This window comes from Halobellus ordinarius, from assembly GCF_031823395.1.
Classification (GTDB): domain Archaea; phylum Halobacteriota; class Halobacteria; order Halobacteriales; family Haloferacaceae; genus Haloquadratum; species Haloquadratum ordinarius.
In genome coordinates, this window is the sequence record NZ_JAVQKJ010000007.1 from 263,883 (window position 1) to 278,701 (window position 14,819).

Sequence of the window (14,819 nt, forward strand, 5' to 3'; positions counted from 1 at the left end):
TTGTCTGAACAGTGCCTCTTTGGCCAAATTAAGAGCGCTTCTTATTGGAACCGCCTTCACGCGGACACACCACAGCAGGGACCCAACAGTGCTCATCGATAGCGTTTTGGAAGCCGTCGGAGAAGAAGAGGGTATGCGACGGCTCGCGATCAGACTCCTCGCCTTGACAGGGGTACTTGCGGTTCTCACCGCCCTGCCGTATCTCCTGTACCTGCTTCTGCACGCCGTTCTCGATCCGGAGGGCGTCCCCGCCGAGAAGGGCACCGCCGAGCCGACTGTCAGTATCGTCGTCCCTACATACAACGAGGCGGCCATTATCGACACCAAACTAGCAGACATCGTCGCGCTTGACTACCCGATGGAGAAGGTGGAGGTGATTCTCGCGGACGCAAGCACCGACGATACAATCGCCGTAGCGCGAGAGTTTTTCGCCGACTGCGAAGCGCCGGAGCTGACCGTCCTCCACGACGACGAGCGTCGGGGGGTCGCTGCGGCCGTCAACGAGGCCGTCGCTAACGCGACTGGCGAAGTGATATTTCGGACCGATGCCGATTCGGCACTCGATCCGGGAGTACTTCGCGAAGCCGCCGCAACGCTTGTGGACCCCTCTGTGGGCGTCGTCACTGGGCGACAAACGAAGGTACTGGGCGATAGCACGGTCGAGACGAACTACCGTAATCTGCTTACTATCGTTCAGGCCATCGAGTCCCGTCTCGATTCAACGTTTATTGTCCACGGCCCCTGTGTCGCCTTCCGGCAGGATGACTATGTACCTGTCCCGACCGACGCGATCGCGGACGACACGGCACTCGCGCTTGCAATCCGGCGGACTGGCAAGCGAGTTGTGATGGACCCGGCTATGCGGTTCGTCGAGTCCGGCGTCTCCTCATTCCGTACGCGTCGCACCCGGAAAGACCGGCGGGCGAAAGGCCTGCTCCAGATGCTCGTGCGCAACCGGGATATGCTCGGGCAGTACGGTGCGTATGGTCGTCTGGTGCTGCCAGTGAACTGGTGGTTTATGATCGTCTCTCCGTGGCTGATCGCGGCTGGCGTCGCACTTGCATCGCTGGCGGCGTTGCTCGTCGCCGGCCCTTTCGGGCTGGTACTCCCGGCCGCGGTCACAGCGTACGTCTGGCTCGGTCAGCGCGACGCGCTTGGCCCGCTCGGCGCTCCGTACGCGGTCCTCGACTCGCAGGTGTCACTTTGGCTCGCTTCGGTCGACCTGCTGACCAGCGGGGCGGGCGACGGCACCTGGACCGTCGACCGCGACTCTCGGGAGGCATTCGAGTGACTGCGCCGGCCCGCGGTGGCGCCGTCCGGTCAAGGGGTGGGTGATTGGCGGTGAAGCTCTGCTACGTCACCTCGCGGTACCGCCCTCATATCGGGGGCGTCGAAACCCACGTGGCCGAACTAGCAACTCGCTTTGCCGACCGGGGTCACGAGGTTGTTGTCGTCAGTGCCGACCGAGGGACCCGCGGCGACGGCCGTCGGCTCCCAGCCCACGAGTACGTCGACGGAGTCTGGGTCAAACGAGTCCGCGCGCTCGCGCCCGGCGGGGCTGTCCACGTCTCGCCCGCTGTACTCCGGGCGGTCGAGCGAGTCGACCCCGACTTGGTTCACGCCCACAACTACCACTCTCTGCCGCTGACGTTTGCGGCCGCCGCCGTCGAGCGCCTTGACGACGTACCTCTTGTTGTCACGCCCCACTACCACGGCGGCAGCGCCTCTGGGCTCCGGGATCACTTGCTCTCGCTGTACCGTCCGATCGGCAAGTGGGCTCTTCACCGCGCCGACGCGGTACTCGCGGTCTCGAATTGGGAAGCCCGCCAGCTCGCCAATGACTTTGACCTGTCCGCGCAGGTCGTCCCTAATGGTGTTAATGTCGGACGGTTCCGAGCAGCGGTGCCAGCCACGGGACCAAGCGACCACCCGTACCTCCTCTGTGTCGGCCGGTTAGAGCGGTACAAAGGTGTCCAGCACGCGATCCGGGCACTTGTGGATCTCCCGGAGTATGACCTCGTAGTAGCGGGGACGGGCCCGTTTGACGAGGACCTCCAACGGATCGCCATCGAGGCAGGTGTTGACGATCGCGTGACGTTTGCAGGGTTCATCCCGGACGAGGACCTTCCCAGCCTGTATACAGGCGCCGCCGCTTTTCTCGCACTGTCGTCGTTCGAGGCTTACGGCATCACTGTGGCGGAGGCGCTGGCCGCTGGGACGCCTTGTGTCGTCCGAGAGGCCGGTGCCTTGGTCGACTGGGCCGATCGGTCCGACTGTGTTGGCGTCACTCCTGACGGGGTAGCCGAGGGCGTCCGCGAGGCTGTCGAGCGTCCAGCACCAACCGGATCGCTCCCGACTTGGGGAGACGTCGCCGAGCAGGTCGCTACCGTCTACGGAGCGGTGCAGTAGGGATAGACGAAGTGATCAGTAAGGCGAGATCACCCGATGGCAAACCACGAACACGGCTCTGTTGAATCACCAGACGGCGGTGGAATCGTTCGCTAAATCGAAGGAGTTGAAGCGGGAGACTTCAGTTGTCTATGACCCAAATCTCCCGCTTCACTGGTGAGATTGTCTCGATTGCTCAAAGAATTGCTGGTGATGAGGACGAATCCGCCGCCCCGGAAGGTGGCGGCGGATTCGCCGACCATACGCTCGTTTCCCTCCATTGTCTGGGGATTTACCTCGATACGTCCTATCGGATGACGATCGACCTGCTGAAGGAGATGCCGCAAATAACCGCGGAGATCGGCCTCAGAACGGCCGATCCTCCCTCTCCATCCACGTTGTGTAAAGCGTTCGACCGGATCAGTATGAGTGTCTGCCGAGTGCTGCTGCGCCAGTCGGCGCAGCTGCACGATCCCTCGAAACACGGTGCGATTGACGCCACATTCTACGAACGGTCGGCGGCAAGCCGCCACTACTGCCAGAGAACAAGCTACCGCGTCCAGAAGCTCAAAGTCACGAAACTTGTCGATACAGCGTCTCAGGCTGTTCTTGACATCCACTGTTCAACGAACCGTGAGGGAAGTGATGCAGACCTCGCTGAGCAGATCGCCCGCCGGAACGCGGGCGATCTGCGGTCCCTCGCCGCCGACAAGGGATATGACAAGAAATCGCTCCGCGAATCCCTTCGTGACCTCGGGATTCGCCCGCTAATCAAACATCGCATCTTCGCACCCTACGATCACGCGCACAACGCCAGAATCGACGAACAGCGCTACAATCAGCGCTCTATGACAGAAACCGTGAACTCGGCCGTCAAGCGCTCGCTCGGCTTCGCCGTGCGAGCGCGTTCCTGGGTTCCGTGAGTTCCGAGAAATCGCTCTGATGTGTGTCGTCTATAACATCAAGCGGGCTGTGAAACAGTGAATTCTGCCGCAGTATGGCGATTCAACACAGCCACGAACACCGAATGGCCGCCCGTCACTCCATATATCCGAGTTCTTCGAGTCGCTGGGCGACATCCTCGTCAACATCTTCGGCGTCCGGCCGCCCGGCGGGTTGGGACTCGAAAAGGTGTCGCGGGATCGTGTCCCGGAGTCGATCACAGTGCTCCGGGTCCTCCTCCGCGAGGTTCTCCCCTTCCCCGGGGTCGGCCGACAGGTCGTACAGTTCTTCGGACCCGCCGGCAACATCGATGTACTTCCAGTCGCCGTCGCGAGCGGCGACGACTTGACCATCATCGTTGAACGACCCGGTCGCAAATACCGTCCGGGGGTCGCCCTCGAATAGCGGCTCCCCTTCGAACGCCGATGGGGGCGAGACGCCGTGAAACGAACAGACGGTGGGGGCGACGTCGAGCAGTTCGCGCTGCTCCTTGACGGTCGAGGGGGCATCGTCGTCGCCGTCTCTGCCGTCGCCGCGCTTGACGGCCAGCGGTACGTGGATCAGTTCGTCGTACGGGCGGTTCCGGTGGAAGTACGACCCGTGATCGCAGAACTCCTCGCCGTGGTCAGCGGTGAGGATCACGTCGAGGTCGTCCCACAACCCACGTTCTCGAAGCCAGTCGAACAGCCTACCCACGTGGTTCGATGTGTATCGGACATCTGAGTCGTAGAGGTCGACGATCCGGCGTTGCTGCTCGTCGGTGAGCGAGTCGGGCTGGACGCCGGCGGTGGACATAAGATCAGCGATCTCGGCCTCGTCGGCCGGTTGGGTGTAGACCGGATCGTCGAGGTCCATACCGTACGGTCGGTGGGGGTCCATATAGTGGACCCACAGGAAGAACTCCCCGTCTACATCCTCGAGCCAGGTGAGCGCGCGGTCGGTCGTCGTCTCGGCGTCTTCGTAAACTGAGAACTCGTGGATCATCGACGCCGGGAAGATTACCTGTTGGATCCGCTCGGCGGCCGACCGGACGCCCAGCCTCTCGACGACGGGACGCACAACATCCATAGTCTGGCGGAACAGGCGCTTGTGGGGCGGTCCCCGGTTCGCGCTGTCGGTCCCAGATACACCGAAGTCCTCGAAGGTGTCGAACCCCGGCACGTCCGTGCCGACGCCTCCGAAGTAGGTATTCGAGTGGATCCCGGCGGTGCTGACCGACTCCGGGAGCGCCGAGGCGACCGTCGGTCCCTCCTGGATCGCTTCACGGGCAATGTACTGAGAACAGAGGATCGAGGGTAGGGAGATCTTGGTGTTGGTGCCGTTGGCGAAGGCCGCCCGAAAGTGGGTTCCCCCGGTGTCCAGCAGGTCGTCAAGGACGGGGAAGGTGTCGCGGTCGTAGCCGTACTGGGCGAGGTGTGACGCCCGGAGCGCGTCGACCGTGACCAGTAACGAGCTCATCATCCGTAATCCGGCGATCCACCTCTTATACGTGTCGTTCCATCGGGTCGTTACGAGGACCGGTTGGTCAGTCAACGAATCGTTCCGTCCCGCACGCCGTGGGAACCTCACACGAAACACACATCACGGACGCTTTCCATCGTCCACCCAATGCGTAACGTCGTCCTCATCTGTCTCGACACTGTCCGGAAGGACTATTTCGACAAGTACGCCCCGCGATTGCGGGAGCGGGCCGACGTGGAGTTCGCCCAGTGCCGCGCCGGCAGTGGGTGGAGCGTCCCCAGCCACGCGACGATGATGACTGGGAAGCTCCCACATCAGCACGGCATCCACGTGTACAACCGCGACTTCTCTGGACTGGCGCGCGAGGACACGTTTTTCGGTCGGCTTCCGGACTACCGTGCCGTCGGCGCCAGCGCGAACGTTTACGCAAGTTCGGCGTTCGGCTTCGACGGTATGTTCGACGACTACGTGAGCATTTCGGCCGATCGACGGTTCCCCGATGGTATGGACGTCGAGCAGTGGGGGCAGCAGTGCGACGAAAGCGGATTCAACCGATACGTCGTCTTCGTTCGGGCGGCTCTCGACCACGAACACCCGCTCCACAGCCTCGCCAATGGCGTGCTTGCGGAACTCAAACACCGCTTCGACGAGTGGCCTGTCCCGAATCCGCTCGACGACGGGGCAAAGATCGTTGCCCGCGAGGCGACCCGGCTCGCCCGGGAGTCCCGTGAGCCGTTCGTCTGTTTCACCAACTTTATGGACGCCCATAGCCCGCTGACACACGTCCGCGGCTACGACCGGGAATTCCACGATGCGCCGCTGTCCTGGCACTCCGGAGAGTTCAGTACCCACGCGGTGAACACCGAGGGGATCGAGGGACACGAAGAGGACATCGAGCACACCCGTGGGCTGTACGCTGCCTCTATCGACTACCTCGACCGACAGGTGAGCGAGTTCATCGACGCGGTACAGACGGCGACCGACCGTGAGACAACGTTCGTGATTACGGCCGATCACGGCGAAAATATGGGCTTCGAAGCCGACGACTCCCTTATGGCCCACAAGGGGCCGCTAACCGAGGGGCTGCTGCACGTCCCTCAGATCGTTGTGAACGCGCCCGAGACGGTCGGAAAACTCACGGACTACGTCTCGCACCTTTCACTAGGCGACCTCGTGGTCGGGCTGGCGAACGGCGAGGTTCCGACAGTCACTCGGGATCAGATCCCCGCCGAACGGATTGGGTCCAATATGGCCGCGGCAGCCAGCGAGGAGGAACGCGAACAGTGGGACCGTATGATCCGAGTCGTTTACGAGGGCACCGACAAGTATGTCTGGGACTCCTCGGGGCTGCGGGAACGAAAACGCCTCGCCCCCGACCGCCCCAACTGGGAGGAACTCGCCGAAACGAACGTCAACGTTGCGGCTTACGAACGGGAGTTATTCGACGTGCCCCTCGGCGAGTACAAGCGGGAGGCCCGGGCGGCGGCGGACGACCTTGACGTCGACGCCGCGACCGCGGACCGCCTCCGAAACCTCGGGTACCTCTGAGTCGACCCGAGGTTGGGGTCTGGAAGGTGGAGCCGTTGGTTTTCTGAGCACGTTTCCCTATTTCCACCCGTGACGACTTGGACTCCCGAAGGTCATATCAACCGTCGCCGCGTCGATTCCGCTATCTATGCGAAACGTCGTGCTCCTCTGTCTCGACACGGTCCGAAAGGACTACTTCGACCAGTACGCCCCTAGGCTCCGGGACCGGGCCGACGTCGTCTACGACCAGTGTCGGTCCGTGAGTTCCTGGAGCGTCTCCAGCCACGCGAGTATGTTCACGGGGAAGCTCCCCTCGGACAACGGGATCCACGCCTACCGCCGCGACTTCTCGGGGCTTGCGCGCAAGGATACGTTTATGAGGGCGCTCGAAGACCATCGGACGCTGGGCATCTCAGCGAACGTCTGGGCGAGTTCGGCCTTTGGCTTTGATGGAATGTTCGACAGTTTCTCCGATGTCTCCCCGGACCGGCGGTTCCCCGAGGGCATCCACGTTGGGCAGTTCGGGCAGAACTGCGAGCGAGAAGGCCTCGGCAAGCAGATCGCCTTCCTCCGAGCAGCGCTGTCCCACGATCACCCAATACAGAGCCTCGCCAACGGAGCGCTCGTCCAGTTTGACGATGTTACCGCGCGACTGCCGCTCCCGAAACCGCTCGACGACGGGGCGAAGTCCATCACCCGACGGGCACAGTCGATGATCAAGAACGGCTCGGAGCCGTTTTTCCTCTTCGCGAACCTGATGGACGCACACGGCCCGGTCCGGCACATCGTCGGGTTCGACCCCGATCTCCACGACGCCCCGCTGGACTGGACTTCCGAGACCGAGAGCTGGGGAGACGTTCTCGACGCAGGCAACGAGACACTCATTGAGCGCTATCGGGGGCTCTACGGGGCCTCAATCGACTACCTCGACCGGGTCGTCTGTTCGTTCATCGACGCGGTGCAGGCGGCGACCGACCGCGAGACGACGTTCGTGATCACGTCCGACCACGGCGATAACCTCAGACACGATGGCGACGACGAGCAGTGGGGCCACATCCGGAGCAGCCTTTCCGAAGCGCTGTTGCACGTCCCGCAGGTAGTGGTGAATGCCCCAGAGTCGATCGGTCAGGTCCCGGATTACATCTCGCACCTCTCGCTGGGCGATCTAATCGTCGGGCTGTCGAACGGCGAGGTCCCGGACGTGTGCCGCGAGCGAATTCCGGCCGAGCGAGCGGGGTACAGCGGCAAGCTCCACCGTATGGACGAGGTATCCGAAGAGAAGAACCGAGCTCTCAGGTGTGTTTACGAGGGCGACCGGAAGTACGTCTGGGACGGGAATAGGGGTAAGGAGGTATACCGGCTCGATGCCGACCGCGCTAGCTGGGAGGAGCGCGTCGACGAGGAGTTCAACATCGAGCCCTACGAATCGGAGTTGTTTTCTGGCCCGCTCTCTGCGTTCGCCGAACGCCTCGGCGACGGCAGCGCCACTCCCGATGTCGACGCTGCGACCGAGGACCGGCTCCGGGATCTCGGGTATATGTAACCCGGCGGTAAACCGTCCAAACACAAGCCACATAACAGCGCCCGAAAAATTGGTTCCCTATGGACCTCCTCATCATCGGACTCGATGGTCTCTCCTACAATATGTTGGATCGGTTTGACATCGAGCTCGACTACTTCGACCGGGTGAGAGAGCGGGGGATATCCGGCGACCTGATGAGCGTCGATACGCCGACGACCTTCCCGGCGTGGACGTCCTTTGCGACCGGGAAGGACCCCGGAAGCCACGGCGTCTGCGATATGATGGCACAAGATGCCGACTATTCGACCCGATCCGTTAAGACGACGACCGACGATCCGGCGATCTGTGACTTCTTCGATGACGGCATCTTCATCAACCTCCCAGCTTCGGCTGACCGTATTCCGCAGGGGAATAACACCCACGTGGTCTCCGCATTCGACGCTAAGGACAAGACGACAGCCGTTCCGGATGAACTCAAATCTCTGGACGCCTACGACGACTACGTCCTCAGTCACAACCCCAAGCTCAAGACGAGTCCCAAGCGCTACCTCCAGCACGTGCTCGACATCTCGGAGGCCCGCGGGCAGTTCGCAACGGAGGCCTTCGAGACTTATGACCCGGACGTGGGATTTGTGCTCTTTTCGACCCCGGACTGGGCCGGACATATCCTGGGAACACTCAATAACGAAGCCCAGCGCCGCGATTTCTACACGGAGCTCCTGACGCACGTCGACCAGTGGGCCGAGAAGCTGTCGGCCTTTGCCGACAACGTCGTTCTGATGAGTGACCACGGGTTCGAGCAGAAGCACACGACGATCCACATCGCCGACTGGCTCCGGGATGAGGGCTACCTCGTCGAGAAACAGTCCGAGGGTCTCCCCTCGGCGTCCGAGGTGGCTGTCGACATAGCGATGGCAGTCGCCAAGCGGTCGGACCTGCTGTACAGCGCGATGCGACGGGTGCACAACCGCATCCTGGGCCTTGACTGGGGGACATCGCTCCAGACTGCGACCCGACCCGATCCCGACTACACCCGGTCGACGGCCTGGCAACTCCGCTATGCCACGATCTACCTCAACGACGACCGATTCGACTCCCCCACTGTCGAGGATCCCGAGCCGCTCCGCGAGGAGATCTGCGACGGGCTCAGGACCCTCACCGACGGGAATGGGAACGCCGTCTTCCGTGACGTGCTCCTGCCGGAGGAGGCGTACAACGAGCCCGGTCCCCACGCCCCGGACGTGCTCGCCCGTCCAGCACCCGGCCACCACCCGCTCCGGGCGTGGTCTCCCCAGGGTGGTGTCACTAGCCCGACGACGAGCTTCGAGCACCGCTACAATGGTATCTTCGTTGGCGACGGTCCGCTGTTTCGGGACGGCACCGCCGAGGATCTGAACATCGTCGATGTGCTTCCGACCGTGATGGCGGCGCTCGGTCAGCCTATTTCCCCGGATTTTGACGGGGAGGCCAGGACCGACCTCCTCGAAGAGCCAGTCGACCCGAGCGTTCTGGATTCGGACGAGTTACCCCCGGTTCACCTTCGTACCGACGACGACGCGGATCGCGAAGCGGTCGTTGAGGAACGACTTTCCGACCTCGGGTATATGGAATGATTCGGACGAACCTGTATACCGGTCGTAACAGCCAGAGATGCGCGGCGATCCATCGACATGATCGGCGATGAGCGATGGGGATCCGGGTGACGAGGTGGCTTCCTCGAACGACAGCGGATCGAGCCACGACGACAACTCGGGATCGACTGATGACTCCGACAGCGAGACGGTGTCGCTATCGATCGGACGCGAGACGCTCGTCGCGCTGGGGGCGAAGGGGCTAAACGCCGTTCTCGGCTTCGGCGGGGTGGTGATATTTGCGAACGAACTTGGGGACGTGGGATTAGGGGAGTACCGGACAGTTCTCGCAGCGGCGTTCGTACTCACGCAAGTCCCTGGAGGGACGGCAACGGCAGTCAAAAAACGTGTAAGCGAGGTTGATGTCGATGTTCCACAGTACCTCGGTGCGGGGCTCTTGATTCACTTGGTGTTCTCCGTCCTCGTCGCTCTCGGCTTTCTCGTGATGCAGGGTCCTGCGGTCGAATACTTCGGCTCCATCGAGTTGGCTGGCGGAGTGATTCTGGTTGTCCTGTCGCTCGGCTTGTTCAACATCACCAATCGATTTTATGCCGGAATCGGGTACCCAGCGCTCTCATCGTGGATCGACTCGGCCCGGAGTGTGCTTACCGTCGGGTTCCAGGTTGCCTTCCTCCTGCTCGGAATGGAAGCATTCGGACTCGTCGTTGGCTTCTTTGTAGGCACGGTGCTGTCAGCAGTGCTCTCGGTCGCGGTAGCGGGTGAACTACCGACTCGACCGACCCGACGGACGTTCGAACGGATCTACGACTTTGCCCGCTGGGTGATACCCGCGTCATTCGTCAGTAATGCCTACAGCTCGGCTGACGTACTGCTCATCCGGTGGCTCGTCGGTCCCGGTCCTGTCGGCGTCTACACCGTCGCCAATCAGCTCGCACAGCCCGCGGTCCTGTTTTCCTCAAGCATTACCGACGCGCTCGATGTAAAATCCAGTGGTCGGGACTCAGCCGGACTCGGTGTTCGAGAAGACTTGAAGAACTCTATCTCGTATGCCGGCTTGATCGCGATTCCGATGGTGTTCGGTGCCCTCGCAATTCCGAACGCGCTTATGACGACGCTGTTCGGACCGGAGTTTCGGGACGCCCCTGGTTTAGCACTCGTCGGTATGACATTGTTTCAGCTGTTCAAAGTGTACGGCAGCCCGCTCGGAACCGTCACGCGTGCCACTGACAGACCACGGCTGTCTTTCCGCGTCGGCCTCGCGATCCTCGCGTTACATCTCCCGCTCGCCATCGGTCTTGGGTACGCCTTCGGGCTGCTTGGAGTCATCGCGAGCACCGTCATCGCGGAGTTCACCCGATTTTGCGTCTACCAGGTCGTCGCACATCGTCTGTTCGGAGGCGTGGTGCTGACTCGACCGATGCTCGATCAGGTGCTTGCCGGGGTAATTATGTTCGGTATGGTGGAGCTGCTCACTTGGAATCTACTGACCATTAGCAGTTGGATCTGGCTGCTGGTCGTCGTCGGGATCGGTGCGGCCACATACTTCCTCGTCTTGCTGGTCGTCAGCCGACATTTCAGGGTGACGCTCGGGCAGGTCCTCCCGTGGGTGCCGTCCCTGCCGGCCCGGCCGTAAATCGGGCGATGGATCCTGATTGCCGGTTGCTCAGGGCTCAGTCTGAGAGATACGCCTCACGCCCCGCCGGACTCAGCGCGTCCCGGTCAACCCGGAAGTCATACTCTGCCTCAAGTTCCGGAAGCGTTATTTTTGTTTCGGCGATGCGGCGTTCAAGCGCTCCTCGTCGTCGGAACTCCGGCGGCGCGTCGTGATGGTGGCGGGACAGCGACTTCAGATAGGCGTAGGGGTACGTGACGAGATCGTACATCCGTTTTACGAACTCGACCGGGGTGGATCGACGCTCTTCGAGGATGTAGTGGTGCTTGTGATGGAGAGTATAGGCGATGGTGCTCCAGAAGGAGATACCGGACTGGAAATCACAAATCTTTCCGTGGATATCTCGGCCAATCCGGTCACGGAGACTCTTGTGATAGCCGATCTGATCGGAAACCGGTCCGTGATCAAGCCAGATCAGCGCGTCGCGAGCATACAACCGCCGCCAGAAGTCCCGATCCTCGGCGCCGCCGAGATCGTAGTATGGCACCTCCAGCAGAAGCGATCGCGGGGCCATATTGATTCCTGTCCCCGAAAGGAAGAACTCGCCGTCAACGTGAGGTTCAAGAGCGTGGTAGATTGTCACAAAGTCCTTAATGATCCCGTCGTGGTAGCGATCGTCGGTGTCGAGTGATTCGAGGACGTACTCGCCGCGAGACTCCTCGAAGGAGATATTACGGTCGCCACCGAGCCAGTCCATCTCGTCCTGGCGGTCGAGCACTGCGCGTACGTGTTCGTACTGGTCTTCAAGACGACGGAGAATGTCCTGGCTACTGTCGGTCGATCCCCCGTCGACGACGACTACCTCGAACTGCTCGGGGTCGACTTGGTCGGCCATACTCCGGAGGGATATCTCTAGCGTATCGGCCATATTGTAGTTGCAAACCGCAATAGAGTATTCTGGGCGGTCACTCATTAGACCAAAAGATGGGTATCAAATAAAAAAATATGCCGTCTCCGTACGATACTGTTTAGTTAGGTGTGAAATCGATGAGAAGGAAGGAATGAAGATTGCGGAAGCCCCTGCGGTCTCTCTGGCTGCGACTCGCTGCGGTCCTTGCGTCGTCTCGCTCAGCGAGACCGCGGCCTCTTCCAATCCCACCCGTCAGCGGTTCATTCGTTCGCCATCGCGTGACTAAACACGGCCGAACGTACGGTCGCAATTCTTATACTGGTGTCGCTGGACCACCTGATAGCTGCCGTACCGAATCACAGGCTCGGTACGGCAACGCGGGCAATAGACGCCGTCACGCCAGTAAATCTGTGCCAGCAGATTCGCGGCCCGACGCTCCGAGACGAACGCCTTTAGTGGGATCATCGTTTGTCGGGTGGCGTGTCACGCTACCCTTGCCCGCTACGACTTCCAGTTACTGCTGAGATCTGACCAACAATCTGCTACCCAAGAGCGTTTTCAGTAATATTTTCCAGTAGCGCCGATCGTACTTGCTCGCTGAATACCCGAATTCGTCTATCTGAATGCGATCAGTCAGAGTTGGTGCCCGGACGATTTGACGTTCTCAGATTTAATCGAACACGGATGACTGCCGCCCCAATACTACAGCAAACAGCCGAGACCAATACAATCATCACACTCCTATACAGATATGGATTAATGGGAGTTACAGAGACCGCTCTGGTCGTCGGTGGTGGCTCTATCGGACGAAGGCATACACGAAATCTACAACGGTTGGGCATAAAAGTAGCCGTCGTGGATCCAGTTGCAGAGGTACGTACCGAACTGGCGACAGAACTTGGGGTAAAAACGTTTGCAGAGCTTTCCAATGGGCTTGATTCGGAGAACCCCGACATCGCCGTCGTGTGTACACCCAACCGGTTTCATATACATATTGCAGCGGAAGCCGCACGAGCGGGCTGCCACCTATTCATCGAAAAACCGCTCTCCGACAGGATGGACGGTGTCGCCGAACTCGAAGCGGTTGTCTCCGAACAGGATCTCATTTCACTCGTTGGCTGTAATCTCCGGTTCCATCCCGAAATAAAAAAGATCCATAAACTGCTCCAGAACGACGTTATCGGGCCGATTGTCGCAGCACGAATCGAAGTTGGGAGTTATTTACCGGACTGGTTTCCGGATACGGACTACAGAGAATCTTACAGTGCCCGGAAGGATTTAGGCGGCGGTGTTATTCTCGATTGTATCCATGAAATAAATTATGCCCGATGGTTTTTCGACGAGTTCCACACGGTCTCTGCGATGGCAGGCCAACAGAGTCAGTTAGAGATCGAGACGAACGATGTCGCAGGGATCCTCGCCAAGACGAGTAAGGGGACAATCTGTGAGTTCCACCTCGATTATGTACAAAGAGAGTACAGTCGATCATGCCACATCATTGGCGAGGAGGGTACGATCCGCTGGTCGTGGTCGGACGAACAGGTAGAATGGTACGTTTCTAAGGAAGATACTTGGTACTCATTCGATCGGCCGGGTGACTGGACGATGAACGATATGTACGTTGATGAGATGGAACACTTTTTATCCAGTGTACAGACCGGTGAGGAGACGATTTGTCCAATATCATGTGGATGGAACGACCTCGCTGTTGCACTCGCTGCACGAAAGTCAGCCACAACCGGTCGGCACGTTTCGCCTGCGACATTGAGAGAGTAATTCTCATACCCGTAGCGATTTAGTCTTCACTATGGTGTCATTTGATACAACTGAACGTGTGGTAGCGTACGGGGCTGGAGAGGTATTAGTTGAGGCGATAAAAACAGCACGAGAACTTGGATTCGAAGTAGCTGTTGTAACCGCGCCTCGGCAGGCCGAAGCTGAGATAGACGGAGAAGCAATGGTCGACTTGCTTCGGTCACAAGACGTTGAAACCGTTGTCACGGATGATGTAAATCAAAGCAGTCAGGTGAACGAACTTGTTGGACGACAGACAGTCGGACTCTCGTTCGGAGCGGCGTGGATTTTTGACGAATCCGTCATCGATGCTCATAATGGTAGGCTCGTTAACTTTCATGGGTCACGACTTCCACAGGATCGGGGTGGCGGTGGGTTTTCGTGGCGGATCCTCCGGGACGACCCGTTGGGATACAGTCAGGCGCACTTGGTTACACCGAGTATCGACACAGGAAACATACTCTTGACCGACGAGTACCGGTTCCCAGAATCATGTACAACTCCTGTAGAGTACGCAGCCTACGCAAACGAGAAAGAGGCGGAGATCGTCACAGAGTTGTTGGAGGGTATTGCTGGCGGGCGCGAGTTCGAGACCACCAGTCAGCCGGAGTATCTCAGTTCCTACTGGCCGCGGCTTTCAACCGAAGAACATGGGTATATCGACTGGGAATGGTCGCTCAAAGAAATCGTTCAGTTCATCCGGGCGTTCAGTGATCCATACGAAGGCGCAAAGACGTTTGTAAACGGAATCGAAGTCCGCCTCAAGCAGTCTGAGAGTTTCCGTGGTGACGGTACGTTTCATCCGTTCCAGACTGGAATCCTGTATCGGAAAGACGACCAACGGGGCTACGTTGCCACTCCAGACGGGAGTCTTATCGTAGAGAGCGTTCGAGACGAAGACGGGGAAGAGATACTTTCTGATATCGCCGTCGGCGACCGGTTCTATACCCCGACTGAACGGCTCAGACAGGCGCGTCGAACAAGGGTATATTTCACGCCAACAGGGATGCAACGTGAAGAACACGATTCGTGAGTCGGTAGTGATGACCGAATCCTTCGGTAAGTAACACC

Annotated in this window: 10 protein-coding genes and 2 pseudogenes; 9 read left to right on the top strand and 3 right to left on the bottom strand. The window is 60.0% G+C overall.

Annotated features, from left to right (window positions below; genetic code table 11):
• Positions 1–133 precede the first annotated feature (133 nt).
• The 3 genes and pseudogenes from RJT48_RS12310 to RJT48_RS12320 all read left to right on the top strand — a co-directional run bounded on the left by RJT48_RS12310 (position 134) and on the right by RJT48_RS12320 (position 3,372).
• Positions 134–1,291 (top strand): glycosyltransferase, encoded by a 1,158-nt coding sequence (locus tag RJT48_RS12310; RefSeq protein ID WP_311172584.1) that lies wholly within the window; start codon positions 134–136, stop codon positions 1,289–1,291.
• 50 nt (positions 1,292–1,341) lie between these two features.
• A complete protein-coding gene (locus tag RJT48_RS12315; protein WP_311172585.1) occupies positions 1,342–2,409 on the top strand; it encodes a glycosyltransferase family 4 protein in 1,068 nt (355 codons plus the stop codon).
• A gap of 131 nt (positions 2,410–2,540) precedes the next feature.
• Positions 2,541–3,372, top strand: a pseudogene (locus RJT48_RS12320) (IS5 family transposase).
• 54 nt (positions 3,373–3,426) lie between these two features.
• On the opposite strand, the gene RJT48_RS12325 reads toward RJT48_RS12320, so the two are convergent.
• A complete protein-coding gene (locus RJT48_RS12325) occupies positions 3,427–4,788 on the bottom strand; it encodes a sulfatase family protein (RefSeq protein WP_311172587.1) in 1,362 nt (453 codons plus the stop codon).
• Between the two features lie 150 nt (positions 4,789–4,938).
• Between RJT48_RS12325 and RJT48_RS12330 the strand changes: the two genes are divergently transcribed.
• From RJT48_RS12330 to RJT48_RS12345, 4 genes are all read left to right on the top strand, one after another.
• Entirely contained in the window at positions 4,939–6,339 is a 1,401-nt protein-coding gene (locus RJT48_RS12330; RefSeq protein WP_311172588.1) for a sulfatase-like hydrolase/transferase, read from the top strand.
• 127 nt (positions 6,340–6,466) lie between these two features.
• On the top strand, positions 6,467–7,861 hold the full coding sequence (locus RJT48_RS12335; protein ID WP_311172589.1) for a sulfatase-like hydrolase/transferase: 1,395 nt from the start codon (positions 6,467–6,469) through the stop codon (positions 7,859–7,861).
• A gap of 59 nt (positions 7,862–7,920) precedes the next feature.
• Positions 7,921–9,453: an alkaline phosphatase family protein gene (locus tag RJT48_RS12340; protein WP_311172590.1), complete on the top strand. Its 1,533-nt coding sequence runs from the start codon at positions 7,921–7,923 to the stop codon at positions 9,451–9,453.
• A gap of 67 nt (positions 9,454–9,520) precedes the next feature.
• Positions 9,521–11,065 carry a lipopolysaccharide biosynthesis protein gene (locus tag RJT48_RS12345; RefSeq protein ID WP_311172591.1) on the top strand — a complete coding sequence of 515 codons (1,545 nt, stop codon included), beginning with the start codon at positions 9,521–9,523 and terminating at the stop codon, positions 11,063–11,065.
• Between the two features lie 37 nt (positions 11,066–11,102).
• On the opposite strand, the gene RJT48_RS12350 is transcribed toward RJT48_RS12345, so the two are convergent.
• Positions 11,103–12,017 (bottom strand): glycosyltransferase family 2 protein, encoded by a 915-nt coding sequence (locus tag RJT48_RS12350; protein ID WP_311172592.1) that lies wholly within the window; start codon positions 12,015–12,017, stop codon positions 11,103–11,105.
• A 231-nt stretch (positions 12,018–12,248) separates the two neighbouring features.
• Positions 12,249–12,419 (bottom strand): annotated as a pseudogene (locus RJT48_RS12355) (transposase-like zinc-binding domain-containing protein); the annotation flags it as partial.
• A 294-nt stretch (positions 12,420–12,713) separates the two neighbouring features.
• Between RJT48_RS12355 and RJT48_RS12360 the strand changes: the two are divergent.
• Positions 12,714–13,730, top strand: coding sequence for a Gfo/Idh/MocA family protein (locus RJT48_RS12360; protein WP_311172593.1), 1,017 nt, complete (start codon positions 12,714–12,716; stop codon positions 13,728–13,730).
• A gap of 31 nt (positions 13,731–13,761) precedes the next feature.
• On the top strand, positions 13,762–14,781 hold the full coding sequence (locus RJT48_RS12365) for a hypothetical protein (protein WP_311172594.1): 1,020 nt from the start codon (positions 13,762–13,764) through the stop codon (positions 14,779–14,781).
• Positions 14,782–14,819: the final 38 nt, after the last annotated feature.